The organism is Sedimentimonas flavescens (assembly GCF_019264375.1).
Taxonomy (GTDB): Bacteria; Pseudomonadota; Alphaproteobacteria; order Rhodobacterales; family Rhodobacteraceae; genus Rhodobacter; species Rhodobacter flavescens.
Map to the genome: position 1 here is coordinate 118,763 of NZ_JAHVAI010000001.1, position 23,707 is coordinate 142,469.

Annotated in this window: 24 protein-coding genes, 1 other RNA gene and 1 pseudogene; 4 read left to right on the forward strand and 22 right to left on the reverse strand. The window is 65.4% G+C overall.

Annotated features, from left to right (window positions below):
* Window positions 1-145 precede the first annotated feature (145 nt).
* The 5 genes from KTQ37_RS00630 to KTQ37_RS00650 are packed head-to-tail and all read right to left on the reverse strand — an operon-like array spanning window position 146 to window position 4,346.
* Window positions 146-1,117, reverse strand: coding sequence for a 5-oxoprolinase subunit C family protein (locus KTQ37_RS00630; RefSeq protein WP_218628535.1), 972 nt, complete (start codon window positions 1,115-1,117; stop codon window positions 146-148).
* Window positions 1,107-1,982 (reverse strand): 5-oxoprolinase subunit B family protein, encoded by an 876-nt coding sequence (locus KTQ37_RS00635; RefSeq protein WP_218628536.1) that lies wholly within the window; start codon window positions 1,980-1,982, stop codon window positions 1,107-1,109. The genes KTQ37_RS00630 and KTQ37_RS00635 overlap by 11 nt, the downstream gene beginning before the upstream one ends.
* A gap of 11 nt (window positions 1,983-1,993) precedes the next feature.
* Window positions 1,994-3,370 (reverse strand): acetyl-CoA carboxylase biotin carboxylase subunit, encoded by a 1,377-nt coding sequence (locus tag KTQ37_RS00640; RefSeq protein ID WP_218628985.1) that lies wholly within the window; start codon window positions 3,368-3,370, stop codon window positions 1,994-1,996.
* Window positions 3,367-3,600: an acetyl-CoA carboxylase gene (locus tag KTQ37_RS00645; protein ID WP_218628537.1), complete on the reverse strand. Its 234-nt coding sequence runs from the start codon at window positions 3,598-3,600 to the stop codon at window positions 3,367-3,369. The genes KTQ37_RS00640 and KTQ37_RS00645 overlap by 4 nt, the downstream gene beginning before the upstream one ends.
* Before the next feature lie 20 nt (window positions 3,601-3,620).
* Window positions 3,621-4,346 (reverse strand): LamB/YcsF family protein, encoded by a 726-nt coding sequence (locus KTQ37_RS00650; protein ID WP_218628538.1) that lies wholly within the window; start codon window positions 4,344-4,346, stop codon window positions 3,621-3,623.
* Between the two features lie 116 nt (window positions 4,347-4,462).
* On the opposite strand from KTQ37_RS00650, the gene KTQ37_RS00655 reads away from it, so the two are divergent.
* A complete protein-coding gene (locus KTQ37_RS00655) occupies window positions 4,463-5,371 on the forward strand; it encodes a LysR family transcriptional regulator (protein ID WP_218628539.1) in 909 nt (302 codons plus the stop codon).
* A gap of 17 nt (window positions 5,372-5,388) precedes the next feature.
* On the opposite strand, the gene KTQ37_RS00660 is transcribed toward KTQ37_RS00655, so the two are convergent.
* The 5 genes from KTQ37_RS00660 to capB all read right to left on the reverse strand — a co-directional run bounded on the left by KTQ37_RS00660 (window position 5,389) and on the right by capB (window position 11,649).
* Window positions 5,389-5,937, reverse strand: coding sequence for a biotin transporter BioY (locus tag KTQ37_RS00660; RefSeq protein WP_218628540.1), 549 nt, complete (start codon window positions 5,935-5,937; stop codon window positions 5,389-5,391).
* Complete coding sequence (locus tag KTQ37_RS00665; RefSeq protein ID WP_218628541.1) at window positions 5,937-6,554, reverse strand: energy-coupling factor transporter transmembrane component T family protein; 618 nt, start codon at window positions 6,552-6,554, stop codon at window positions 5,937-5,939. Before KTQ37_RS00665 ends, KTQ37_RS00660 begins: the two co-directional genes overlap by 1 nt.
* Window positions 6,529-7,293, reverse strand: a complete 765-nt coding sequence (locus tag KTQ37_RS00670) for an energy-coupling factor ABC transporter ATP-binding protein (RefSeq protein WP_218628542.1) — start codon at window positions 7,291-7,293, stop codon at window positions 6,529-6,531. The genes KTQ37_RS00665 and KTQ37_RS00670 overlap by 26 nt, the downstream gene beginning before the upstream one ends.
* Before the next feature lie 398 nt (window positions 7,294-7,691).
* Entirely contained in the window at window positions 7,692-9,815 is a 2,124-nt protein-coding gene (gene capA, locus KTQ37_RS00675; RefSeq protein ID WP_218628543.1) for a caprolactamase subunit alpha, read from the reverse strand.
* Between the two features lie 85 nt (window positions 9,816-9,900).
* The gene (gene capB, locus KTQ37_RS00680) at window positions 9,901-11,649 is read right to left on the reverse strand and encodes a caprolactamase subunit beta (protein WP_218628544.1); all 1,749 of its coding nucleotides are present in this window, start codon (window positions 11,647-11,649) and stop codon (window positions 9,901-9,903) included.
* A 309-nt stretch (window positions 11,650-11,958) separates the two neighbouring features.
* On the opposite strand from capB, the gene KTQ37_RS00685 reads away from it, so the two are divergent.
* Entirely contained in the window at window positions 11,959-12,909 is a 951-nt protein-coding gene (locus tag KTQ37_RS00685; RefSeq protein WP_218628545.1) for an AraC-like ligand-binding domain-containing protein, read from the forward strand.
* Between the two features lie 240 nt (window positions 12,910-13,149).
* Here the strand turns inward: KTQ37_RS00685 and KTQ37_RS00690 are convergent, their stop codons facing one another.
* The 11 genes and pseudogenes from KTQ37_RS00690 to gatC form a co-directional block, all read right to left on the reverse strand.
* Window positions 13,150-14,220 carry a DUF1513 domain-containing protein gene (locus KTQ37_RS00690; protein ID WP_218628546.1) on the reverse strand — a complete coding sequence of 357 codons (1,071 nt, stop codon included), beginning with the start codon at window positions 14,218-14,220 and terminating at the stop codon, window positions 13,150-13,152.
* An 18-nt stretch (window positions 14,221-14,238) separates the two neighbouring features.
* Window positions 14,239-15,228, reverse strand: a complete 990-nt coding sequence (locus KTQ37_RS00695; protein ID WP_218628547.1) for an imelysin family protein — start codon at window positions 15,226-15,228, stop codon at window positions 14,239-14,241.
* Window positions 15,228-15,369, reverse strand: a pseudogene (locus tag KTQ37_RS16985) (di-heme oxidoredictase family protein); the annotation flags it as partial. The gene KTQ37_RS00695 and the pseudogene KTQ37_RS16985, both read right to left, overlap by 1 nt.
* Before the next feature lie 252 nt (window positions 15,370-15,621).
* Window positions 15,622-15,780 carry a hypothetical protein gene (locus KTQ37_RS00705; RefSeq protein ID WP_218628548.1) on the reverse strand — a complete coding sequence of 53 codons (159 nt, stop codon included), beginning with the start codon at window positions 15,778-15,780 and terminating at the stop codon, window positions 15,622-15,624.
* 154 nt (window positions 15,781-15,934) lie between these two features.
* Window positions 15,935-16,102 (reverse strand): 50S ribosomal protein L33, encoded by a 168-nt coding sequence (gene rpmG / locus KTQ37_RS00710; protein WP_011750518.1) that lies wholly within the window; start codon window positions 16,100-16,102, stop codon window positions 15,935-15,937.
* Window positions 16,103-16,219: 117 nt separating this feature from the next.
* Complete coding sequence (locus KTQ37_RS00715) at window positions 16,220-16,930, reverse strand: DUF533 domain-containing protein (RefSeq protein ID WP_218628549.1); 711 nt, start codon at window positions 16,928-16,930, stop codon at window positions 16,220-16,222.
* Between the two features lie 109 nt (window positions 16,931-17,039).
* Window positions 17,040-17,433, reverse strand: an RNA gene (gene rnpB / locus KTQ37_RS00720) — RNase P RNA component class A.
* A 40-nt stretch (window positions 17,434-17,473) separates the two neighbouring features.
* A complete protein-coding gene (locus KTQ37_RS00725) occupies window positions 17,474-18,187 on the reverse strand; it encodes an N-acetylmuramoyl-L-alanine amidase (RefSeq protein WP_236020993.1) in 714 nt (237 codons plus the stop codon).
* Window positions 18,151-18,834, reverse strand: a complete 684-nt coding sequence (locus KTQ37_RS00730) for a hypothetical protein (RefSeq protein WP_218628550.1) — start codon at window positions 18,832-18,834, stop codon at window positions 18,151-18,153. The genes KTQ37_RS00725 and KTQ37_RS00730 overlap by 37 nt, the downstream gene beginning before the upstream one ends.
* A 12-nt stretch (window positions 18,835-18,846) precedes the next feature.
* On the reverse strand, window positions 18,847-20,325 hold the full coding sequence (gene gatA / locus KTQ37_RS00735) for an Asp-tRNA(Asn)/Glu-tRNA(Gln) amidotransferase subunit GatA (RefSeq protein WP_218628551.1): 1,479 nt from the start codon (window positions 20,323-20,325) through the stop codon (window positions 18,847-18,849).
* Window positions 20,322-20,609: an Asp-tRNA(Asn)/Glu-tRNA(Gln) amidotransferase subunit GatC gene (gene gatC, locus KTQ37_RS00740; protein WP_218628552.1), complete on the reverse strand. Its 288-nt coding sequence runs from the start codon at window positions 20,607-20,609 to the stop codon at window positions 20,322-20,324. Before gatC ends, gatA begins: the two co-directional genes overlap by 4 nt.
* A 111-nt stretch (window positions 20,610-20,720) precedes the next feature.
* Here gatC and KTQ37_RS00745 point away from each other — a divergent pair, with 111 nt between their 5' ends.
* Entirely contained in the window at window positions 20,721-21,413 is a 693-nt protein-coding gene (locus tag KTQ37_RS00745) for a metal-dependent hydrolase (protein WP_218628553.1), read from the forward strand.
* A gap of 36 nt (window positions 21,414-21,449) precedes the next feature.
* Here the strand turns inward: KTQ37_RS00745 and KTQ37_RS00750 are convergent, their stop codons facing one another.
* Window positions 21,450-21,899, reverse strand: a complete 450-nt coding sequence (locus KTQ37_RS00750; RefSeq protein ID WP_218628554.1) for a nucleoside deaminase — start codon at window positions 21,897-21,899, stop codon at window positions 21,450-21,452.
* A gap of 123 nt (window positions 21,900-22,022) precedes the next feature.
* Here KTQ37_RS00750 and KTQ37_RS00755 point away from each other — a divergent pair, with 123 nt between their 5' ends.
* The gene (locus tag KTQ37_RS00755; protein WP_218628555.1) at window positions 22,023-23,690 is read left to right on the forward strand and encodes a pseudouridine synthase; all 1,668 of its coding nucleotides are present in this window, start codon (window positions 22,023-22,025) and stop codon (window positions 23,688-23,690) included.
* Window positions 23,691-23,707: the final 17 nt, after the last annotated feature.

Below are 23,707 nucleotides of genomic sequence, written 5' to 3' on the forward strand. Positions count from 1 at the left end.
GTGGTTTCGGCGGCCTCTTTTCGGGCCGTCCGGGTGTTTAGCGTCGCACGGCGCGCCGGGCCTGTCTTGTCGCGGAGCGCGCCCAAACTTGACGCTCGGTGCGCTCCGCTCCGGGACAGGGCCCGGACCGGGGCAAACGGGGGGCTCAGCCCGCCAGATGCGCCCGCGCCGCGGTGAAAAGCGCGCCATTGTCGGCGCGCGCGGCCAGCGCCTGATCCAGCGTGACCGGCACGAACTGAGCGGGACGGTGCGGCTGAAGCTGGGCGATCACATCCATATCGGCCGAGATCACGGCACCGAGCATCATGTAGCCACCGCCCGAGACCGCATCGCGGTGCAACACGATCGGTTCGGTTCCCGAGGGCACCTGGATCGAGCCATAGGGATAGCAGGCATCGACAATGTTCGACGGGTCCGAGCCTGCGCCGAAGGGCTGCACGCGCTCGACGAATTCGAGCGGATGGCCGCCGCGGAAGCGATAGCCGATCCGGTCGGCCTCGGGCGCGACCTTCCAGACATCCTCGAAGAAGCGCGCACCCGCCGCCTCGGTGATCCGGTGCCAGTAAAGGCCGGGCAGCATCCGAAGCTCGATTTCGGTCGCCTCGGGGCGGCGCAGCGCGACTGGCAGGCTGCGACCGGGCGTGCCTGCCCCCTGCCCCACCGGCAGTTCGTCGCCCGCCTTGATCGCGCGGCCCTGATAACCGCCAAGCGCCCCCAGAACATAGGTGGAGCGCGAGCCGAGCACGACCGGCACGTCGATCCCGCCCGACACCGCGATATAGGCCCGCGCGCCGCCCTTGAGGAAACCGAAGCTCAGCCGGTCGCCCGCCTTGACCGCAAAGCTCTCCCAGGTCGACTGCTCGACACCGTTCAGCTTGGGCGGCAACTCGCCGCCGGTGATGGCGATCACTGCCGGAGCGGTGAATTCCAGTTCCGGCCCCATGAAGGTCGCCTCGAGCAGGGCCGCGCCCTCGGGGTTGCCCACGAGAAGGTTGGCCACCATCGTCGCGAAGCGATCCATACCGCCGCCTTCGGGGAAGCCGAGGTGATAATAGCCCGGCCGGCCGAGGTCCTGCACCGTGGTCGAAAGCCCGGGGGTGATTACCTTAATTGCCATTGAGGGCCTCCATCAGACGGGCATTGGCGCCGGCCATGTCGCGGTTGAACTCGGTCAGGCTGAAGTCGCACGAACGGATCGTCGGCTCCCACTCGTTTGCCTCGATCGCCTCGAGCGTGGCATCGTATTCATCACGCGTCTGGGGGCGGAACTTGACGATGTCCCCCGGCTTGAAGAGGCACATCTCCTCCGAGAGATAGCGCACCTTTTGGCTCGGGTCGTAGATCGGGGCGGGCGTTACGCCATACATCTGATAGCCGCCCGCGCCGCGCACCGAATAGATCGCGGCGAAGCAGCCGCCATGGCCGACGGTCAGTTTCGGCGTGTCGGTCCGCGGGCGCAGGTATTTCGGCGCCTGGATCTGCTTTTTCTGCTCAACAAGCTGGTAGAGGAACGGCAGCCCCGCAACGAAGCCCACCATCGACACAAACCAGGGCGTTCCGGCATGGGCCGCAATGAACTCCTCGATCGTGGCATAGCCATTGACGCGGGCGGAGTATTCCAGATCGGTGGAATTCGGATCCTGGTGCCGCTCGCGGAAACGCATCTCGGTCTCATGTGTCCAGGGGTCCTGGTAGTAGACCGGCAGTTCGATGATCCGCGTGGCCAGCGTCTGGTCCGATTTCGCCGCCTGCTCCTCAAAGCTTCTCAGCTCCCTAAGCATGTCGGTGGGGCTAATCTTGTCGGGGTCGAACTTGACCTGAAAGCTTGCGTTCGCGGGGCAGGTCTCGATCACGCCGGGGATCTGCGCCGCGCGCACCGCGTTGATCATCGAAAGCCCCGTGAAGAACGACTCGAGCGACATGGATTCGGAAACCTCGCCGAAGATATGCTCGTCGCCGCCATGAGAGAAACGTATCGCCATCCCTTATCCTTTCAGCCTTGCGCGTCGTTCAGACGGTCCGCGTTTTCGGAAAGCCAGCCCTCAAGCCAGCGGGTATGCACCGCGCCCGCGCGCACCGTCTCGTCGGCAGCCAGCGCGAGAAACAGCGGCTTGGTGGTCTTCATCCCCTCGATCGAAAGCTCGGTCAGCGCGCGGGTAAGCCGCGTGATCGCAGCCTCGCGGGTCTCGGCGTGAACGACGAGCTTCGCCAGCAGCGAGTCATAGAAGGGCGGAACCTGATAGCCTTGGAAAAGCATGGAATCGAACCGCACGCCGGGGCCGCCGGGCAGGCGCAGATCACCGACCTTGCCCGGGAAGGGCGCGAAATCGCGCGCCGGGTCCTCGGCGTTGATGCGCACCTCGATTGCATGGCCGCGCGGGACGATGTCGCGCTGCTTCAGACGCAACGCCTCGCCGCCGGCGATCCGCAGGCCTTCGGCCACCAGGTCCACCCCGGTGATCATCTCGGTCACCGGATGCTCGACCTGGATACGGGTGTTCATCTCGATGAAGTAGAACTGGTCGGCCGCATCGTCGTACAGGTATTCGACCGTACCCGCGCCCGAATAGCTGACCGCACGCGCCAAGGCGACCGCCGAGGAGCAGAGCCGATCGCGCAGCCCCTCGGAGAGCGCCGCCGAGGGCGCCTCTTCCCAGACCTTCTGGCGGCGGCGCTGCAGCGAGCATTCGCGCTCGAACAGGTGAATGGCATCGGTGCGGTCACCGAGCACCTGCACCTCGATATGGCGCGCGCGGCCGATCACCTTCTCCATGTAAAGCCCGCCATCGCCAAAGGCAGACAGCGCCTCAGCCTCGGCCTGCGGAAAGGCCTGCTCGAATTCCGCGAGGTTGTTGGCGATGCGAATACCGCGCCCGCCGCCGCCTGCCGCGGCCTTGATCATCACCGGAAAGCCCGTGTCGATCAGGATATGGCGCGCCTCTTCGATCCCAGCCACACGGCCGCTCGAGCCCGGAACCACCGGCACGCCTGCGGCATGGGCCGCCGAGCGGGCCGACACCTTGTCGCCCATCAGCCGGATCGCGTCACCCGAGGGCCCGACAAACACCAGCCCCGCCGCCGCAACGGCATCGGCGAATTCGGCATTCTCGGCGAGGAACCCGTAGCCGGGATGGATCGCATCCGCCCCGGTCGTCTCCGCCGCCGCAAGGATCGCAGCCATGTTCAGGTAGGATTTCTTGGCCGCGGGCGGCCCGATATTGACCGCCTCGTCGGCAAGCTGGACATGCAGGGCGTCGGTATCGGCAGCCGAATGCACCGCCACCGTCGCAATCCCGAGGTCACGGGCTGCACGGATGATCCGCACGGCGATCTCGCCTCGGTTCGCGACCAGAAGTTTCTTGAGCATCAGTCGAGATCCGCCAGAGGGGTGCCGGCCATCACCGGCTCTTCGTTATCGACGCTGAAGCGGATGTTGGTGCCCGCGACGTCCGAGGTGACCTCGATGTAGGATTTCATCACCTCAATGAGGCCGATCACATCGCCCACGGCGACCGCATCGCCATCGGCCTTGTAAGGCGGCTTGTCCGGTGCCGGCGTGCGGTAGAAGGTGCCGGGAAGCGGGGACAGGATCTGGGCCATTCTTGGCGCTCCTTTCGTGATCAAACGGTTTCTTCCGACACCGCGGCGCGCACGGCGCGGGCGATGTCGATGGCATTGGGCGTGTCGGAGTGCACGCAGATGGTCTCGCAGCGCGTCGGGAAGGTCGAACCGTCGTTCGCCGTGCCCTGCCCTTCGCGAATGGCACGCAGGCAGCGCGCCGCCATCTCTTCGGGGTCCTTGGCTTCGTGCTCGCGCGTGACGATCAGCGCGCCGCCGGGCGCGTAATCCAGATCGCAGTAATATTCTGCGACGAACTTGTGCCCGCGCTCGGCGTAGACGCGCTCATGCAGCGTGCCAATCATGCCAAACAGCGGCACGCCGTAGATATCGGCGACGTCGCAGACGGCATGGGCCACCTCTTCCTGACGCGCGGCCATGCCATAGAGGCTCCCATGCGGCTTGATGTGGTTGAGGACCATGCCCTCGGCGCGCAGAAAACCGACAAGCGCGCCCACCTGATAGAGCATGCAGTTCGCCAGTTCCTCGCGGCCCATCTTCATCTCGCGCCGCCCGAAACCCTGCAGGTCCGGCAAGGACGGATGCGCCCCGACCTTGACGCCATGCGCCTTGGCCAGACGCACAGTGGCGCGCATGTGGTCGGGGTCGGAGCCATGAAAACCGCATGCGACATTGGCCACATCGATCAGCGGAATCATGCCCTGATCGTCCCCCATCCGATAGAGGCCGAATCCCTCTCCCATGTCGCAGTTCAAGCTCGCCCGCATTCAACTCATCTCCGTTTATCCCTGCCCTCAAGGGTGAGCCGAAGATGGGTGACTTGAATAGTTCTATTTATTGAATATTAATATCTGAAAAATCGATACTTCTTGGCAGGCCAACCATGTCACTGACTTTAAAACAAATTCGCTATTTCGTCGCGGCCGCCGAAACCGGACAGGTCAGCCACGCCGCTATGGAAATGAACATTTCCCAGTCATCCGTGACTTCTGCAGTGCAATCTTTGGAGAACCAACTGGGCGTCCGACTGTTCGAGCGCGGCCATAGTGGCGTCACCCTGACGATCGAAGGCGCACGTTTCTTGAATCACGCCCGGACGATCATGGCGGCGGTCGACGACGCCGTGCGCAGCCCGCTTGGCACCGAGCGGAAGGAAAGTGGCACGCTGAGGGTGGCGACGACCTACACCGTCGCGGGCTACTACATGCCGCGCTATTATGCGCGCTTTCGCAGCAACTATCCCCTCATCACCCTTGAGATGCACGAGGTGGCACGCGACCGGATCGAAAGCGGGCTTCTGGAAGGCGAGTATGACATCGCCGTCATGCTGGTCTCGAACATTGCCAATTCAGCCGAGATTGCGCACGAGACGCTGGTCAGCTCGCAGCGGCGTCTTTGGTTGCCGACCGATCACCGCCTGTGCGATGCCAAGCAGATCAGCCTGCAAGACGTCGCGCGCGAGCCCTACGTGATGCTGACCGTCGACGAGGCAAAGCAGACCGCGGGCCGCTACTGGGACCATGCCGGCGTCGTGCCGAACGTGATCTTTTCGACCTCGTCGGTGGAGGCCGTGCGCTCGATGGTGGCAGGCGGAATGGGCGTCACGATCTTGTCCGACATGGTCTATCGCCCGTGGTCGCTTGAGGGGCGACGGCTGGAGGTCCGCACCCTTTCGGACGAGGTCCCCAGCATGGATGTCGGTCTGGCATGGTCGCGCGCAGAGCCCCTCAAACCGGTAGCCGAGGTCTTTCGAAGCTTCATGACCATGGCCACCGGAGGCGGGGGGGAATGAGCCTGCGCCTGACAGGCTCAGGACGTGCGAGAGAGAATGCTTCTGGGACGCACCCGCGCGAGTGAGGTGGTCAACAGACCGGCGACGATAGCCTTGGCGACATCACCCGGAATGAAGGCTACGACCAGCACCGCGGCTTCGGTCAGGCTCTTTTGCAGCACGATGGACATGCCGACGATCCCGAAGGCGTAAAGCACGACAATGCCGCCTATGACGGATGCGATCATCGCGACCAGCGCCAACGGCGCGGCCCGCCATTTCTCGACGATCCAACCGGTCACGTAAGCCGCCGCGACCCAACCGACCAGGAACCCGGCGGTCGGCCCCACAAAGACGCCAAGCCCGCCGCGTCCGCCCGACAGCAGGGGCAGCCCGAGCGCCACCAGCAACAGGAAAAGCAACACCGCCAGCGCCCCGCGCCGCGCCCCCAACACCGTTCCGCACAGCATGATCCCCAGGCTTTGCGCCGTGATCGGAACGCCAAACCCCAAGGTGATCGTCGGTATCATACCCAACGCGGCAATCAGAGCCGCAAACAGTGCCACATGGGCGAGAGTTCTTTCCATCAGTCTTCCTCCTGAGGCGCCAAAAGCCCGCCGCGCGCGCGGAGCGCCTCGGCTACATATTCTGCATCATCGAGCGCCACGGCGACAAGCGGCAGAACGATCCGCCAATGCGCCCTGCGGTGGGAGCGCGCCGCCCAGCTTTGTGTCAACTCCCGCCCCTTCTGCGCCAGCACCGGGATCGTACGCACCACCAGCATCACGCAGATCTCAAGCAGCCGAGGGTTCAACCCAAGCCGTGCGAAGGGCTTCGTGCAGGCACCGGCGACCTGCATGATGTCGCTCAGCCGGGTGGTCATCGTCACAAGGTTCGCTGCGCCGACCACCGTAACCAGCCGTATTACGATGACCAGCCCCTGAAGGCTGTCCTCGATATAGATGTGCCAGGCCATGACCCCCAGAACAAAGGGCCAGAGGATGATCAGCCGGCGCAACCCGACCGTGAAGAAGAGCCAGCCCGGCGCCGCGTACAGGCCCAACATCACGAGAAGCGCCGCACATTGCACCCATAACTGTGCCGTCGAGGCCAGTCCCAGTGTCACCAGCGACAACAGCCCCAGCTTGAGGGCCGCTGGCCAGCCATGGGCCGCAACTCTAACCGGCGAGGTGAGAGATATCATCGCCCTCTCCCTGCCGCGCCATCTCGTCTAGATAGCCCCCCAGAACCGCAGCCCCGTCGCCCAGGGCCGCGATGCGCCCCTTTTCAAGCCACAGGACCGTTTCATAACCTGCCAGATCCGCCGGGTCGTGCGAGACATGGATAACGGCCCCCTGAAACAACCCAAGATAGCGGGTCAGCTGGGCCTTTGTCGGAATGTCCAGCCCGGCGAAGGGTTCGTCCAGCAGCAGCGTTCGCGGCGCCATCGCGACGACCGACATCAGGCAGACAAGATGTTTTTGCCCTTGCGAAAGGGTCGACACGAAAACATCGGCCCAGTCAGATTTCCCGAACCGCGCAAGGGTCGCGCGCGCCTCGTCCTGCGCTGCGCGCTTGCTGCGCCCGAGTTGTCTCAGACCAAAAACGATCTCCTCCAGAACGGTCGGAAAGATGATCTGATGATCGGGGTTCTGAAACAGGATGCCGACCTCACGCAATGCCGCGCGACGATCGGACAGGACATCGGTGCCATTCAAGCGGCACTGACCGGCGGAGGGGGCAACCAACCCCGCCACAAGCCGCAGCAGGGTCGACTTGCCCGAGCCGTTGCGCCCGACAATGCCTAAGCGCCGGAACGACAGATCCAGATTGATCCGCTCAAGAACAAGCCGCGCGTCAAGCTGAAGGCTCGCCTCAGTGATCTCCAGCCGCGCGGAAGAACGCGGCAGATCCCGGCCAGCGGTGCTTAGATCAGGCTTCATCTCTGGTCCCGTTCCATAGGGCTCCCGCTCCATGACAGGCCAGACTCCGTTTCCACATGGTCACCCCGTGACGAGGCATTGCTACAGAACTCCCCGCTTAGAAGGTTTCCTCTGTCGAGGCTAGGGTCTGCCCCAATTAATTGGCATGCGGTCGTTTTGCCCTCAAGACTTACGCGCTTGAACGGATGCCTGAGAAATTGGCTTTCTGGCTGACTGACAAGCAGGTGGCGCGGCCTGTGCAGGATCATCCGGCTTAGTCTGACGGGCTGCGGTGATCGGCAAAACGAAACACCAACGGGCCTACCGCCACCAATGCGTGACGCTGCCAGGAGCACCCTTCGGAAAAGAGTTGGGGGCCGCCAATGGCGACCCCCATGTTTTCCAGCTCAAGCGACACCTTACGCGTCCTCGGTCACCGCATCGGCCAGAACGCGCGCGACATGGGCCTCATGCTGCGAGAGCAGATAGACGCCCGAGGCATCAAGCTCCGCCAGCCAGCCCGGCTCGATCACGATGGTGGTCGTGATCTCCTGAATGACGGCGGGGCCGGTGATGCGATCGCCCGCGCCCAGCAGCGCGCCGTCATAGACCGGTGTGTCATGCGCGATGCCCTCGGCATTGAAGATCATCTCGCGCGTGCCCTTGAGGGCCGCGTGCGCGCCCTTGCCCGGTGCGATCTCCATCCGGCCCGGCTTGTCCACGGCGCCGGTGATCGCGCTTTCGACGTTCACCACCTCGACCGCGCTTTGCGGCTCGGAGTATGTGTAAAGCTCTTCGTGGCGGGCGTGGAACGCGGCCTTGAGGCGTGCCAGCGCCGCCTCGGTGACCTCGAAGGGCTCGACATCGACAGTGCATTCATGGACCTGCCCGACGTAGCGCATATCAAGGCTGCGACGCACCGAGATGTTGTCATCGGTGAAGCCGTCGGACTTCAGATCCTCGGTGCCGCGCGATTCCAGCTGATTGAACAGCCCGTCAAGGCGCGCGGCCGCCTCGGCGCCCTCAAGACGCACCGGCGCGGGGGCCATGTAGTTGTATTTCACGTCCGAGATGATCTGGCCGAAGGCGCACAGCCCCGAGGCGAGCTTGGAAATCAGCACCTTACGGATGCCCATCTCACGCGCCAGCGCCGTGATATGCGCCGCCGTCGCCCCGCCCGCGCAGTTCAGCACGAAGTCGCGCGGGTCATAGCCACGCTCGACCGAGACGCGGCGGATGGCGTTGACCATGTTGTTGTTGACGATGGTGAACATGCCAAAGGCCGCTTTTTCGACGCTGATACCAAGCGGGTCGGCCAGATGCGTCTTGATCGCCTTGCGGGCCTTCTCGACGTTCAGCGGCAGGCGCCCGCCGACCAGACCATCGGGATTAAGATAGCCAAGGATCAGGTTCGCGTCGGTCGTCGTGGGTCGCTCGCCGCCCTGATCGTAGCAGGCCGGGCCGGGCTCGGAGCCCGCCGACTGCGGGCCCATCTGCATCAGGCCCATGCTGTCGATCCAGCCGATCGAGCCACCGCCAGCGCCAAGCGTTTCAACCTGGATCATCGGAATGCCGATGCGATAGCGCAGGAAGTCGATGTTCTTCGACACGTTGGCCCGTCCGTCGCGCGTCAGCGTGATGTCGAACGAGGTGCCGCCCATGTCCACGGTGATGATGTCCTTCATCGCCCAGGGCTCGCCCAACCAGAGCGCGGCCTGCGGCGCCGAGGCCGGACCCGAGTTGATCGCATAGACCGACTGGTCGGTGACCACCTTGCCAAGGGCAAGACCGCCGTTCGATTGGAAGTAGCGCACCGGGTGACGCGCCCCGAGCGACTGGAAATAGGTGTCCACGGCCTCGACATAGCGTTGCAGGATCGGCGCAAGGTAGGCGTTCACGATGGCGGTCGAGGTGCGGGTGTATTCGCGCACCTGCGGGTAAAGCTGGCTGCCGATGGTCAGGCGCACATCGGGCATCATCTCGCGCACGATCTCGCCGGCGCGCAACTCGTGCTCGGGGTGCAGGACCGACCAGACGAAGGAGATCGAGACCGACTCGACGCCCTCGCGCAGGAAATGGCGGCAGGCCTCGCGCACCTCTTCCTCGTTCAGGGCGGTGTGCACGGTGCCGTTCGAGAGTACGCGCTCGGACACGCCGCGGCGCAGGTAGCGCGGCACCAGCATGGTCGCGGGCGGATATTCCGGGTCGTAGCGGTAGCCGTCTTCCTTGTGACCCAGACGTATCTCGATGCTGTCCTCGTGACCTTTCGTGGCGATCAGGCCGGTCTTGGCGCCGTTATGGGTGATCAGCGCATTCAGGCCCACGGTGGTGCCGTTGATGCACAGATCCGAGTTCGACACGATGGTCTCGGGCGACAGGCCCGTTTCTTCCTCGATCAGCTTCAGGCCATTGCGGATGGCCATCGTCGGGTCGGTCGGGGTCGAGAGCACCTTGAAGATGCGCACACCGCCCTTGCGATCGGCCAGGATGAAGTCGGTGAAGGTGCCGCCGGCGTCGATGCCAAGACGATACTGGTTCTGCATGGGTTGCTCCTTTCGGATGTCCGGGGTCATTCGGGGGGCGTCGCACCTCCCCGGAAAGCCCGGTGATTTCAGTCAGATGAACGGATCACGCGGCGCGCAGCTTGGCCGTCGCCTCGGCATCGACGCTCAGCGTCTCGCGGTCGGTGATGACGACGCCATAGTCCTGCCGGGCGCCTTCGAGGCTGACGAGACCGTTGCGCACGTCCTCGACCACCTTCTGAATGTCACGCTCGAAGGGGTTGCCGTAGCCGCCGCCGCCGGGGTTCTTGTTGGCCGCGCGTTCGCCGGGCTGGATCGTCTCGATGACGTTCTCGGTGATGATCTGCGTCTCGCCGTTGCGGGTGACCTCAAGTCGCCCGACCTTGGGCTGCACCATCGCCGATTTCGCCCCGGCCGCGCCCATCGCGGGAATGCGGCGGCCCTCGCCAAAGGTGATCAGGGTCATCGGGCTGTCGAGGGGCTCGACTTCCCAGCAGGTGCCCGAGCCGCCCCGGTTCTTGCCCGCCCCGCCCGAGTCCTCCATCAGCGAGTAGCGATGGATGATGATCGGGTAGCTGTGTTCCAGCATCTCGATATCGCCCGAGGTCAGCGCGCCGAAGCAGCACTCGGGCCCGCAAGCGTGCCAGCCATCCTGGCTGGCCGTGGCCCCTGCCCCCGAGATGATCGAGGCCAGAACCATGGTCACATATTCCTCGTCATGCCGCTTGTCCCAGCCCGCGATGTTGCAGCCATTGGCATGACCCCAGCTGGCCGAGACCTTGGCGGGCGCGGCCTGTTCGAAGGCAAGGCGCACGGCATCGGTCAGGGTCTCCATCGGCGTCGTGGTGCAGTTCATGTGCGGGGCGGGCGACTTGGCGTTGCACAGCGTGCCCTTCGGCCCCATGTCGGTGCTGACGCAGCGGTATAGCCCCTCGTTATAGGGCGGCGGCAGCTGCGCGAACATCATCAGCCCGAGATAGACGCCCGAGTGGCTGTTCCCCTCATAGCTGTTGATGAAATAGGGGATCTGCGGCGGGCTCGCGATTTCGATATGGCAGCTGTCGCCGGTGATGGTGACGGTTGCCTTGATCTCGAAATCGCCAAAGCCGTGGCCCGCGTCTTCAAGGATCGCCGTGCCGGAATAGGTGCCGTCGGGCACCTCCGAGATCAGCTTGCGCATATGCGCCTCGGCCATGTCGAGCAACTCGGCGATGCAGTCCTGCACAACGTCCTTGCCGTATTTGTCCATCAGCCCCTTGAGGTTGCGCGCCCCCACCTGACAGGCGCCGATCAGCGCGTTGAAATCGCCCTCCTGGTCGCGGCGGGCGCGCATGTTGGTCAGCAGCAGGTTCATCACGTCATGGCGCGGCTTGCCCTTGTCCCACAGCTTCACCGGCGGAATGCGCAGACCTTCGGCGAAAATCTCGGTCGCATTGGGGTTGTAGCCTGCCGGCACCGGGCCGCCGATATCGGTCAGGTGGCCCTTGCAGACGGTCCAGAACACCAGTTCGCCTTCGTAGAAGACGGGCATATACATGCAGGTGTCGATGATATGGCTGCCGCCATAGGCCGGATCGTTGTGCAGGATCAGGTCGCCCTCGTTGATCTCGCCATCGAAGAACTTGGCCACCGATTTCATCGCCGGGATCAGCGAGCCGAGGTGGATCGGAATGTCCTGCCCTTGCAGGATCATCTCGGGCGTGTGGTTGAACAGCGCCGTCGAATAGTCATGCGCCAGGTTGAACACCGACGAGCGCGCCGTCTGCTCAAGGGTCAGCGTCATTTCGCGCTGCGTGGTTTCCAGCACGCCCCGCACCACCGAAAGGGTGATCGGGTCCACATTACGTTTAGGCATTTGCATTCTCCCCGTTTGGGAAGCCGCCACGACGACAGGGGCGCCAAAACGGCGCTGTCGTTAGTCTCCCTGTTCACCGGGCCGCTTTCCGGCCTCTCAACATGACGATCAGCTTGCGGGGAAACCGCGCCGCGATCTTGCAGCGCCGTGCGGGATGATTTGCAATTCCGCGCAGTCGATCAGGCCGATTTGCCCCTGCGCGCATGAAACCTTGGCAATCCGCGCACTGGGGCAAATCCGTCACGCAATTTTCTTGATATGCTGGGTGCCCAGGGCTAGCGATTCTACAGGCGCTGAGGGAGAAAGCGCATGGAACTGACGGCACATAGCACGGCCAGGATTGAACCGGCCCAACGATCCGCGCATTGGAACCGCGTGATCGCAGAAACCTATTTTCCTCTGCATCTGACCTTTCGCGATGCCGGTTCCTTCAGCGGGCTGCTGGAAAAGCGGCAGATGGGCAATGTATCCCTGTCGCGTCTGGTGACCGAGCCGCTGCAATATGAACGCCGCCCCAATCACATCTCTTACGCCCATGACGAGGAATATCTGATCACCGTGCCGCGCCTCAGCCCGGTCGAATTCCGCCAGCTTGGCCGCGAGGTGCGCTGCGATCCGGGCGGCTTCATCCTTGAACGCGGGGACGAACCCTATCGCTTTTCCTACGGCGCGCCGAACGAACTCGCCGTGCTCAAGATCTCCAAGCGCGCCCTGTCGGAGAAGCTGCGCGACCCGGACCGGCTTTGCGCGCGGGTCATCGATGCCAGCAAGGGGCTTCCGGCGCTTTTCACGCAGATGATGGCGCAGTTGCAGGCTCTGCCAGCGACCGAGGCGCGAGCCGCAGATATCCTCGGGCGTCAGTTGATCGAGGTGCTGGCGCTTGCGCTTGACGATCAGATTGACCGCGACGAAGGCGTGCGCAGCGCCGTCCGCGCGGGCCACCTGCGCCGCGCCGAGCAGATCATCCGTCAGAACCTTTCGGATCCGAACCTTGCGCCCGATCTGGTGGCCGATGCCTGCGGGATCTCGAAGCGCTACCTGCACGAGCTGTTCAGCGACACCAACAAGACCGTCTCGCAATTCATCCGGGATGAGCGCCTGATCGCGGCGCGCGACATGATCGGCTCCTCGCTGCACCTTCCGATGGCCGAGATCGCCTATCGCTTCGGTTTCTCCGATCAGGCGCAGTTTTCGCGGCTGTTCCGGGCAATGTTCGGACAGACCCCCTCGGAATGGCGCCGCAACGCGCGCAAGGCCTGAGGCGCGCCCCATTCGCAGCGATGGGAGATCACGCAGGCTTCCGCGCGAACGGAGGGGCGCTGAACGGTGACTGTGGTTTCCTCGACCTTATCAGGCGCAGGCGCGAGTTTGTGGCGCTGCGCCCACTGGATGGGCAGAGCTTTGTGCGCCGAGGCCTCCGGCCCGTGGTGTGAAATGGCGCGGAGACGCGCAACCGGGGGTACGTGACCTCGCCAGACAAAAGCGGCCTAAGCCCCTTTGTCAGCCAAGCGCGACGAGATGGTTATCCCAGGAGACACGCGCACTCGACAGCGGCTCCAGCCGTCCGTCGATGACCCGCGCCACAAGGCCCTGCCCGTCGGTCGCGACAAATCCCCCCTCGGCGCAGGGGCCGAGCCCGCAAACATCCGCCCGCGCCAGCGACCAGAGCGGCGCGCCCGTGGCCGAGAACGCCTGAATCCGCCCGCCTTTGGGCGAGGTGATCGCCACCTGCTGGCCATCCTGCGTATAGGCGACGGAACCGGCATAGCCCTTCATCGCGAACATCTCTGCCTCAACCGGCTCGGCCAGAGTCACATCCCCGCCCCGACGGTGCAGCCCCAGCAGCGGCACCGGCTCGGCCAGATCGCCCTGCCATTGCATCGCAAAGGCCACCTGCCCGTCCGAGCGCAGCGCGAGATGGCGGATCGAGTTCTGCCAAAGCTCGGGCAGGTCCACGACCTCAAGCACCGTGCCCTCGGGGCTCAGGTAGCTCAGGTTCGGGCGCATCGTGTCGAGGTTCAGCGGCGTGCGGTCCGACGGGTCGGTCTGGATGCCGCCATTGGCGACCACCAGATCGTCCGAACCCGGCAGGCGGCGGATCTCATGCGGGCCGATCCCGTTCGAGGCGAACTCTCCGATCCTTTGATAACCGCGCGCGGCGTCCCACATGCCGATCCGCCCCTCCGAGCCTTCGGCCACCACTTCCGAGGTATAAAGCGTCGCGCCATCAGCCGAATAGGCACCGTGGCCGTTGAACTGGCGTCCCTCGGGCGGGGTCAGGCGCGCGGTCGTGGCGCCGGAAGCGCAGTCGATCACCAGCGCGAAAGTGCCCGGACGCCGCGCGAAGGCCACAGCCTCGGGGCGCGTCGGATGCGCCGTCGCCGCATGGCCGCGCGATGGCAGGGGCAGCGAAAAAAGCCGCTCACCCGCCCGCGAAATCCCGCTGAGCGAATAGTCCCCGCTGACCTCTTTCGCTGCGGCCAGATAGGCCGGGCTGCCCGCATCGGCCCAGCTTGCACGCGGCAGCGCCGCCGCAGCGGCAAACGAGGCGAGGAAAGCACGGCGTTTCATTGGGGTAGTCCTTTGTTGTCAGTCGCCATCGGCCGAGTTGAACCCCACAGACACGCCAAGAAGCGCGCCAATCTCGGCCTCGGCGGCGGTGCGCGTGGCCTGGATGGCCTGTTGCAGGATCTCAACCTTGAGCCGCCCCGACGGATCGGCAACGCCCGCAAAAGTCGGGTCATCGAGCTTGCCTGCAAGATCGAGCGCGCGGTCAAACGCGGCCTCGGTCTGCGGGATCTCACCCAGCCCCTGCGCAAGCGCCTCGGCCAGCGCCCGCAGCGCGGTCAGCGACAGGGTCACATTGCGCAGACTGCGCCCCGAGGCCAGCGCCTCGGCCCGTTCCGGGCGGGGCTTATCGAAGGTGCCAAGCGGGCGTCCGAGCCGCGTGTCTGCGTCGAACTCAAGCCCGGTGATCAACTGGGTGAACAGCGCCTGCCGCCCTTCGGAGGCGGTCAGGAAACTCGCATTACCCTCGGCACCGGCGCTCAGCACCAGATCGGCGTAACCGCCCGTCCAGCCCGCCTCGGTCGTCGCGGCCATCGCGGCCAGATCCTGCGCCAGCGCCTTGCGAAGATCACAGACATAAGCATCGCTTATTTGCGCGCCTTCGCCATAAATCAGCCGCTCCAGCCCAAACAGCCCGCGCGCAGCGACCGAGGCCAGCGCCATGCCTTCGGGCGTCAGCAGGGCGGGGTCGGCCTTGGTCAGCATCGCCTCAAGCTGACGCCCGCCGATATCCTTGGGGTCGGGCCAATAGGCGATGGCCAGGGCGCGACCCTGCTCCTCTGCGGGACCCTTGCGCAGATGCGCGACCATCAGCCAGGCGTCGAAGGCGGCGTTCCATTCATCGCGCAGCCCCTCGGCCGTGCAGTCCTTTTGCGCAGCGACGGCCAGATCGGCCGTTGCCTTGGTAAAGGCGGCATAGCCCGGCAGGACGTGCTTGCCGATCGCTTCCGGCACATCGGCCACGGCGGGGGACGCAAGGGCCAGAAGGGCGACAACGGCGGGCAAACGCATCAGAGACTCTCCAGGTAGCGGATCAGGGCGGCGCGTATCGGGCGCCATCCGCGCGACCCTATCACGGGCAGGCTGGGCTTCGCCACCTTGCCACGGGACGGCCTCCGGTAACGATCGCGCGCGCCCGTCATGCAGGTCGCTGACCGGGCCCCCGGCCTTTAGCCATGCCCCAGAGCGGCGCGCAGATTTTCATCTCCGGCCGGGTCGGCGGCCTTCACCTGATCGGACAGAGACTGGCCCGATACGGCTGCCTCGTTCATATCCTGCCTCAAAGCAGGAATTCGCGATGGCATCGCCGAATCGGAATGCCTCGGGCTGCTGACAGGGCGCGCGCAGCGACCCCGGCGGCACGCACGGCGCAGGGGTATTGTCCGAAGGCGCGGCGATCCGCGCCTAGACCGCCCCTTGCAGGGCCTGCGCGGTCGCGAGGCAGCCGGCAGAGCCTGCATGGAGCAGATCGGCGGGGGTATCCAGCACAGCACGGGCTTCAGGGTCTTCGACCAAGACCGGGCCGCTCAGCGCGATCAAAGCAGCCAGGGTCCGCGCGGACATCTTTCATCGCGCGTTCCCGCTCAGGCAGTGCCACGGGACACCGGAGAAAACCCACTAGCTTCGTCAGAGCTTAGGATCTGATCTTCTTCTGCCGCGCAAAAGGAAAAGGCCGCACCTTCGGGTGCGGCCTTTTAGACCCAAGGTCAGGAAGATCTTACTTGATCTTGCCTTCCTTGTATTCGACGTGCTTGCGAACGACCGGATCGTATTTGTTCACGGTCATTTTTTCGGTCATGGTGCGGGCATTCTTCTTGGTCACGTAGAAGTGCCCGGTGCCCGCCGTCGAGTTCAGACGGATCTTGATCGTCGTCGGCTTCGCCATTGTCGTTCTCCTAGAGCCGGGCACTGTAGCCCGCTGAATTCCTTTGAAGCCCGCCTTTTAGCGAGGCGCGTTTCAGAGTCAACCTCCAAAGCGCGCCTTCGCCGAATTTATCGCGGCTCAGTGCGTCGGTTTGCCCATCGCCTTGTGGATTTCCAGAACCTTGGAGGCCTCCAAACCCATCGCCGCCGCCAGATTCGCCAGATATTGTCTCTCGGCATCGGTATCGACCGAAATAGCCATCAGCGCGGCCGAATAGACCTGCGCCTTGGCGCTTTCACCCGCAGCCGCCGCCAGCCCCGCTACATCGATCGGCGCATCGAGTTCCGCCGCGACAAAGGCGATCTCTTCGTCCGAGGCATCCGACAGGTGATCCATGATCTTGGCGCGCTCGTCACGGTCGATCTCTCCATCGGCTTTGGCCGCCTGGATCATCGCGCGGATCATCAGCTTGGCCTGCTCTTCCATGACCGCGCTGCCCGGTGAGGCCGCCGACACAGCCCCGATCATGTCGCCAAGCCCCTTGGCACCCGCGGTCGCGGCTCCGGTCATCGCGGACATCAGATTGCCCAGTCCCGCCTCGGTCGCCTCGGTCGCGGCAACCGCCTGCGAGCCGAACTTGGCCACCATGTCGCGCACGGCTTCCTTGCCACCCGGAACGCCCATCTTCTCGGCGAAATCGCCCATCTGGTCGGCCATGCCGCCCGGCTCGGCGGCACCGCGCATCGCCTCTTTCACGCCTTCCATGCCACCGATCTTGCGGAACTTGTCGACCCCGCGCGCCGCGGCGAACCCAACGGCCAGCGTGGCCAGCGTCTTCACGAAACTCATCCTAACACCCCCGGTTGTTCAGGTTCGCGAATAGTGCGGCCAAAGACCCATTCTACCAAAGGTTTTTTCGCCACAGGGACGAATGGCCGCGATGGGCGGAGGGAAGAATTTGCGCGGATGGCCTGTAAGCCGGATTTTGTCCGGGGTTGCCCCCTGGATGACCATTCCTCTGGCCCTGCGGTTGCCCGCAGGATCTAGCCGCCAACCCGGACCACTCGGGGCGAAGCTCCCCTGCCGCGAGCGGCGCGTGGTCCCTATTCGGCGTTGCTCCCGGTGGGGCTTGCCGTGCCGGTCCGGTTACCCGTCCCGCGGTGGGCTCTTACCCCACCGTTTCACCCTTACCCTGCAAGCAGGGCGGTCTCTTCTCTGTGGCGCTTTCCCTAGGGTTTCCCCCGCCGGGCGTTACCCGGCACCGCCGCTTCATGGAGTCCGGACTTTCCTCGACCCCCCAGCTATCCGCGAAACGCGGAGCTATGGGCAGCCGCGGTCATCCAGCCATCCGCGCGCAGCCCAGATAGGCCCGGACGGCCTTCGCGTCAATCGCTAGCAGGCACGCCACTGATCGCCGTCATCGCCATAGAGCGCCGCCAGCGCCGCGACCATCGCCATATCGGCGCCATCGAGCGGCCCGTCATGGCGCGGCCGGAAGCGCAGCCGGAAGGCCTGCAAGAGCTGCGAGGGCGGCACATCGGGGTAACCGAAGGCCTGCGCCAGCGCCGCAAACACCTGCGGATCGGGGGGCAGCTGCGGCCCTGCCTCGGGCCAGACCGCCAGCCCTTGCAACGCCAGCCTGCGCCAATCGAAGCGCGGCCCCGGATCGGCCTTGCGGTCGGGCGCCATGTCGGAATGGGCGATCACGCCCTCGGGGCCAATGCTCCAGCGCGCCATGATCCCGGGCAAGAGGGCCTCAAGCGCGGCCATCTGCGGCTCGGGGAAAGGCGCATCCCCGGTATTCGCCAGTTCGATCCCGATCGAGCGGGAGTTCACATCCCCCTGCCCACGCCAGGCCCCGGCACCCGCATGCCAGGCCCGCGCAGCCTCATCCACCAGTTGCTCGGCCCGGCCATCCTCGGCGATCAGCCAATGGGCCGAGACCTCGGCCACCGGGTCGCACAGGCGCGCCCGCGCCTCGGCGCAACTGCGCATGGCGGTGTAATGGATCACGATCAGTTCCGGGCGCAAACCGCCCCTGCGCTCGCCGAAATTGGGCGAGGGCAGCGTCACTGGCGCGCGGCCTGGAACGGGCGCGGGTCCCATCCGCAGGCAAAGCCGTCGCCATCGGGATCAAGGTTGAGCGAATCCTTCTGCGGCCCGCCCTTCTCAAGGAACGCCATCTGCGCCAGATCCGGCGAGATATACTTGGCGCAGGCCTTGCCGGAATCAGTCAGGTGGAAGCCGCCGCGCTCGTATATCTGCTGGCCCATCCCGTTCGTTGCCGACAGCGCATAGGCCGCAAGGTTCGGACCGGCCGAGCCCTGCACCACGGGCGCGGGCACCGGGGCGGCGGGCGCCACGGCCGCGGCAGGCTGCACCGGGGTCGGCGAGGTCGCGGCCAGCGTCGCCAGCGCCTCTTGTCCGAGGGATTGGTCAGCACCCGAAGCAGGCGTCGCGACGGCTGCGGAGGGCACAGCGGCGCCGGGCTGGATCGCGCTCGGCACCAGCGCCGAAAGCGGCGCCGAGCCATAGCCGTTGTTCGCCGTAACCGGAGCCGCCGCCGTCACCACCGGCTGCGCAGGCGCGATCTGTGGAGCAGGAATGGCCGCCTGACGCTGCCCCACCAGTTCGGCCTCGCGGCGCGCCAGATACGCCCCGTAATCGCCAAAGCCGACCCCAGTCGTGCCGGGCCCGGTCGGAGTGCACGCCATCAGCGCCAGCGCAGGCAATGCAAGAACGAGGATTTTCATCGGCTTACTCCGTTACCACCACTTGTCGGGCTTGGCCGCGAAGCCGACCGCCTTCTCAAGCACATAGGCATGATTGAGCAGATCGCCCTCAGCCCAGGGCCGGCCGATCAGTTGCAGACCTAGCGGGAGACCCTTGGAATCGAGCCCCGCCGGAACCGAGATGCCAGGCAGACCCGCCAGGTTCACCGTCACGGTAAACACGTCGTTGAGATACATCTCGACCGGATCGGCATCCTTCATCTCACCCAGACCGAAGGCCGACGACGGCGTCGCGGGCGTCAGGATCGCGTCGATCCCGTCGGCGAAGGCGATCTCGAAGTCGCGCTTGATCAGGGCGCGCACCTTGCGGGCGCGGTTGTAATAGGCGTCGTAGAAGCCCGCCGAGAGCACATAGGTGCCGATCATGATGCGGCGCTGCACCTCGGGGCCGAAGCCCTCGGCGCGGGTTTTTTCATACATCTCGACGATGCCGTCGCCCGCCCCCAGCTTGGCGCGGTGGCCGTAACGCACGCCATCATAACGCGCGAGGTTCGACGAGGCTTCCGCCGGCGCGATCACGTAATACGCGGGCAGCGCGTATTTGGTATGCGGCAGCGAGATGTCGACGATCTCGGCGCCCGCATCGCGCAGCATGGCGCTGCCATCTTCCCAGATCTTGGCGATCTCGGCGGGCATGCCGTCCATGCGGTATTCACGCGGAATGCCGATCTTCTTGCCGCGAATGTCGCCGGTCAGCGCCGCTTCGAAATTCGGCACCGGAATATCGGCCGAGGTCGAATCCTTGGCATCGACCGAGGCCATCGCCTCAAGCATGATCGCCGCGTCGCGCACCGACTTGGTCATCGGACCGGCCTGATCGAGCGAGGAGGCAAAGGCCACCACACCCCAACGCGACACACGCCCGTAGGTCGGCTTGATACCGACGATGCCGGTGAAGGCCGCGGGCTGACGGATCGAGCCGCCGGTATCCGTGCCGGTCGCCGCAAGGCAGAGATCCGCCGCAACCGCCGCAGCCGAGCCGCCCGAGGAGCCGCCGGGTGTCAGCTTGCGATCATCGACCTTCCAAGGGTTCACGACCGGGCCGTAGCAGGCTGTCTCGTTCGACGAACCCATGGCGAATTCGTCCATGCTGAGCTTGCCCAGCATGACCGCGCCCGCATCCCACAGGTTCTGCGTGACGGTCGATTCATACTCGGGCTTGAACCCCTTGAGGATGTTCGAGGCTGCTTGCGAGGCCACGCCCGTGGTGCAGAACAGATCCTTGATCCCCAGCGGGATGCCGCACATCGCGGGCGCGTCGCCGGCCTTGATGCGCGCATCGGCGGCCTTGGCCTGATCCAGTGCGATCTCGGGGGTCTTGGCGCAATAGGCGTTCAGGACGCCCGCGCCTTCGATGGCCGCAAGGCAGCTTTCGGTGATCTCGACCGAGGTCACATCGCCCTTGCGCAGCGCGTCGCGGGCATCGGCGATCGTCAGTTTGTTCAGGCTCATTCGACCACCTTCGGCACGGCAAAGAAGCCCTCGCGGGCGTCGGGGGCGTTCTTGAGGATCTTGTCCTGATAGCCGCCGTCGGTCACCACGTCCTCGCGGCGCTTGAGACGCATCGGCGTCACCGAGGTCATCGGTTCGATCCCCTCCACGTCAACTTCGTTGAGCTGCTCCATGAAGGTCAGAATGCCACTCAGCTGCCCGGCAAGTTTGGGCAGATCCTCTTCGGCCACGGCAATGCGCGCCAGATGCGCCACCTTGCGGGCGGTGTCGATGTCAATGGACATAGGGGTCTCCGATTGTCTTGGGCCGGGTTTAGCGCCCATGGCCCCGGCTTTCAAGCGCGCTTGCCGGGCGCGGTTGCGACGCCTATCTGGGGCAAAACAGCGGAGGATGCGATGAAACTCACTTGGCTCGGCCATTCCGGCTTCCGGCTGGAAATCGAAAACGCGGTTATCCTGATCGACCCGTGGCTGAGCGGGAACCCGGTCTTTCCCGCCGAAAAGCGCGCCGAGGCCATCGCGGGCGCGACCCATGTTCTGCTGACGCATGGCCATGGCGACCATTCGGGCGACACGCTGGCCATCGCGAAAGAGCTGAATATCCCGGTCGTCGGGATCTATGATCTCGTGTCCTGGTGGCAAGAGACGCAGGGCATCGCGGGCGTGGGCTTCAACAAAGGCGGCACGGTCGATCTGGGCGGCGCGAAGGTCACCATGGTGCCGGCGGCGCATTCCTCCTCGGTCGGCGGGCCGAACGGGCCGCTCTATGCGGGGGGCGAGGCGGGCTACATGATCGCGGGCGAGGGCCACACGATCTATGTCAGCGGCGATACCACGATCATGGCCGATATGGGCTGGATGGGCGAGTATCACGCGCCCGACATCGGCATTCTCTGCACGGGTGGGCATTTCACCATGGACATGAAGGCCGCCGCATGGGCCGCGAAGAAATACTTCGACTTCAAGACGGTGATCCCGTGCCATTACCGCACCTTCCCGCTGCTCGAACAATCCGCCGATGCACTGACGGCGGGCCTGCCGGGCGTTCAGGTGATCGAGCCGCAGGTGATGCGAGCGATCATCCTCTAGCCAGGGGGATTACCTTGCCGCGAATCGCGTAAGGGATCAGCGCCGTGCGGCGAAGAAGTCCTTGAGCATCCGTTCAGCTTCGGACGCGCCGATGCCGTCATAGACCTCGGGGACATGGTGGCATTGCGGATGCGCAAAGACGCGCGGCCCCTGTGCCACGCCGCCCGACTTGGGATCGGCCGCGCCATAGTAAAGCCGCGCGATCCGGGCCTGCGAGATCGCCGAGGCGCACATCGGGCAAGGTTCAAGCGTGACGTAAAGGTCGTGCCCCGGCAAACGCTCCGACCCTGCCGCCGCGCAGGCCATGCGCATCGCGAGGATCTCGGCATGGGCTGTGGGGTCCGACAGCTCGCGCGTGCGGTTCCCGGCACGCCCGACGACCTCACCCGCGGGCGAGATCACCACGGCGCCCACCGGCACCTCGCCGCGACCGGCGGCGGCGCGCGCCTCCTCCAGCGCCAGATGCATATGCGATATGAACTCCATGCCGAACACATGCATATGATCGCGCCGCCGCGCAAGGCGCTTCCCAAGCGCCAAGGGATCGGTTAGAGGGGCGGCTTGCGCCCGAGACCTCCGCGCGCCCATTCCCTTAGAAGGACGACATCGATGACCGAAACGCCCGCCACTCCGGCGAATACCCCCGAACGCATTGCAAAGGTGATTGCCCGCTCCGGCGTGGCCTCGCGCCGTGACGCCGAGAAGATGATCCTGGCAGGCCGCGTGACCGTAAACGGCAAGCCCGTCACCTCCCCCGCGCTGGACGTTTCCCCGAAAGACAAGGTGGCCATCGACGGCAAGCCGATTGACGCGCCGCAGGAAACCCGCGTGTGGCTCTATTACAAGCCGCTTGGCCTTGTGACGACCGAGAAGGACGAACAGGGCCGCCGCACGATTTTCGACGAGATGCCCGAGGGCATGCCGCGCGTGCTGAACGTCGGCCGTCTCGACCTCAACTCCGAGGGCCTGCTGCTTCTGACCAATGACGGCGGGCTCAAGCGTCGCCTCGAGCTGCCCGAAACCGGCTGGCTGCGCAAATACCGTGTGCGCGTGAACGGACGCCCGACCGATGACGCGTTCCGCCCGCTGCGCGAAGGCATCACCATCGACGGCGAGGATTTCATGCCGATGGAGATCACACTGGACCGTCAGCAGGGTGCCAACGCCTGGCTGACCGTGGGCCTGCGCGAGGGCAAGAACCGCGAGATCCGCCGCGCCATGACCGAGATCGGCCTGACCGTGAACCGCCTGATCCGTGTCAGCTACGGCCCCTTCCGCCTCAACGAAATGCAGCCCGGCGAAGTCGTCGAGATCAAGCGCAAGGTGCTGCGCGACCAGATGGGCGACCGGCTGCTCTTGGGCGTCGAGGATGGCCGCAAGTCGATGACCGAGCGCGAAGAGGCAGGCCGCGCCGCGCGCGAGGCCCGCTTTGCGCGCGCCAACGAGGCCAAGGAAGGCCGCGCCGCCCCCCGTTCGCGCCCCGCGCGCGGCGAGGATGAGGCCCCGCGCAAGGGCTTTGGCCGCCAGCGCGATTTCGCCGGATCGGGCGACCGGCCCGAGCGCAGCGCGCGTCCGATGGGCGATGGCGCCGAGCGCAAGCCGCGCTGGTCCAAGGCCGGTAGCAAGCCGCGCGCCGAGGGCTTCCGCTCGCACCGCGACGATGCCGCTGGCGAAGGCGCCAAGCGCAGCTACGGCGACCGCCCGCGTTCGGACAAGCCTTGGGGGGATAAGCCCCGTGGGGATCGTCCGCAGTCGGACAAACCCTGGGGTGACAAGCCCCGTGGCGATCGTCCGCGCTCGGACAAGCCTTGGGGCGACAAGCCGCGTGGCGACCGCCCGCAGTCGGACAAGCCTTGGGGTGATAAACCCCGTGGGGATCGTCCGCGCTCGGACAAACCTTGGGGCGATAAGCCCCGTGGCGACCGCCCGCAGTCGGACAAACCTTGGGGCGATAAGCCCCGTGGCGACCGCCCGCAGTCGGACAAGCCTTGGGGTGATAAACCCCGTGGGGATCATCCGCGCTCGGACAAGCCCTGGGGTGATAAGCCCCGTGGCGACCGCCCGCAGTCGGACAAGCCTTGGGGTGATAAGCCCCGTGGGGATCGCCCCTTCGCCGCCAAGCGTGACCGCGATGACGGCAAGCCCGGCGGGTTCAAGTCGCAGGGCTTCAAGAGCCATGGCGGCGCAGGCAAGCCGCGCGCCGCGGGCTTCAAGTCGCATGGCGCCAGTGCTGGCCGCCCGCAGTCCAAAGGCCCGCGCGGCCCTAAGCGCGACTAAGATCTGATTGGCGGGGA

Coding starts and splice junctions, on each gene's coding strand:
- gatA (WP_218628551.1), bottom strand. CDS start 20,325: ATGAGCCTGAACAAACTGACGATCGCCGATGCCCGCGACGCGCTGCGC.
- KTQ37_RS00670 (WP_218628542.1), bottom strand. CDS start 7,293: ATGAAGCCTGATCTAAGCACCGCTGGCCGGGATCTGCCGCGTTCTTCC.
- KTQ37_RS00685 (WP_218628545.1), top strand. CDS start 11,959: ATGGAACTGACGGCACATAGCACGGCCAGGATTGAACCGGCCCAACGA.
- KTQ37_RS00665 (WP_218628541.1), bottom strand. CDS start 6,554: ATGATATCTCTCACCTCGCCGGTTAGAGTTGCGGCCCATGGCTGGCCA.
- KTQ37_RS00725 (WP_236020993.1), bottom strand. CDS start 18,187: ATGGGACCCGCGCCCGTTCCAGGCCGCGCGCCAGTGACGCTGCCCTCG.
- capB (WP_218628544.1), bottom strand. CDS start 11,649: ATGCCTAAACGTAATGTGGACCCGATCACCCTTTCGGTGGTGCGGGGC.
- KTQ37_RS00650 (WP_218628538.1), bottom strand. CDS start 4,346: ATGCGGGCGAGCTTGAACTGCGACATGGGAGAGGGATTCGGCCTCTAT.
- KTQ37_RS00660 (WP_218628540.1), bottom strand. CDS start 5,937: ATGGAAAGAACTCTCGCCCATGTGGCACTGTTTGCGGCTCTGATTGCC.
- KTQ37_RS00705 (WP_218628548.1), bottom strand. CDS start 15,780: ATGTCCGCGCGGACCCTGGCTGCTTTGATCGCGCTGAGCGGCCCGGTC.
- KTQ37_RS00630 (WP_218628535.1), bottom strand. CDS start 1,117: ATGGCAATTAAGGTAATCACCCCCGGGCTTTCGACCACGGTGCAGGAC.
- KTQ37_RS00730 (WP_218628550.1), bottom strand. CDS start 18,834: ATGAAAATCCTCGTTCTTGCATTGCCTGCGCTGGCGCTGATGGCGTGC.
- gatC (WP_218628552.1), bottom strand. CDS start 20,609: ATGTCCATTGACATCGACACCGCCCGCAAGGTGGCGCATCTGGCGCGC.
- KTQ37_RS00715 (WP_218628549.1), bottom strand. CDS start 16,930: ATGAGTTTCGTGAAGACGCTGGCCACGCTGGCCGTTGGGTTCGCCGCG.
- KTQ37_RS00750 (WP_218628554.1), bottom strand. CDS start 21,899: ATGGAGTTCATATCGCATATGCATCTGGCGCTGGAGGAGGCGCGCGCC.
- KTQ37_RS00695 (WP_218628547.1), bottom strand. CDS start 15,228: ATGCGTTTGCCCGCCGTTGTCGCCCTTCTGGCCCTTGCGTCCCCCGCC.
- KTQ37_RS00745 (WP_218628553.1), top strand. CDS start 20,721: ATGAAACTCACTTGGCTCGGCCATTCCGGCTTCCGGCTGGAAATCGAA.
- KTQ37_RS00690 (WP_218628546.1), bottom strand. CDS start 14,220: ATGAAACGCCGTGCTTTCCTCGCCTCGTTTGCCGCTGCGGCGGCGCTG.
- capA (WP_218628543.1), bottom strand. CDS start 9,815: ATGCAGAACCAGTATCGTCTTGGCATCGACGCCGGCGGCACCTTCACC.
- KTQ37_RS00635 (WP_218628536.1), bottom strand. CDS start 1,982: ATGGCGATACGTTTCTCTCATGGCGGCGACGAGCATATCTTCGGCGAG.
- KTQ37_RS00755 (WP_218628555.1), top strand. CDS start 22,023: ATGACCGAAACGCCCGCCACTCCGGCGAATACCCCCGAACGCATTGCA.
- KTQ37_RS00645 (WP_218628537.1), bottom strand. CDS start 3,600: ATGGCCCAGATCCTGTCCCCGCTTCCCGGCACCTTCTACCGCACGCCG.
- KTQ37_RS00655 (WP_218628539.1), top strand. CDS start 4,463: ATGTCACTGACTTTAAAACAAATTCGCTATTTCGTCGCGGCCGCCGAA.
- rpmG (WP_011750518.1), bottom strand. CDS start 16,102: ATGGCGAAGCCGACGACGATCAAGATCCGTCTGAACTCGACGGCGGGC.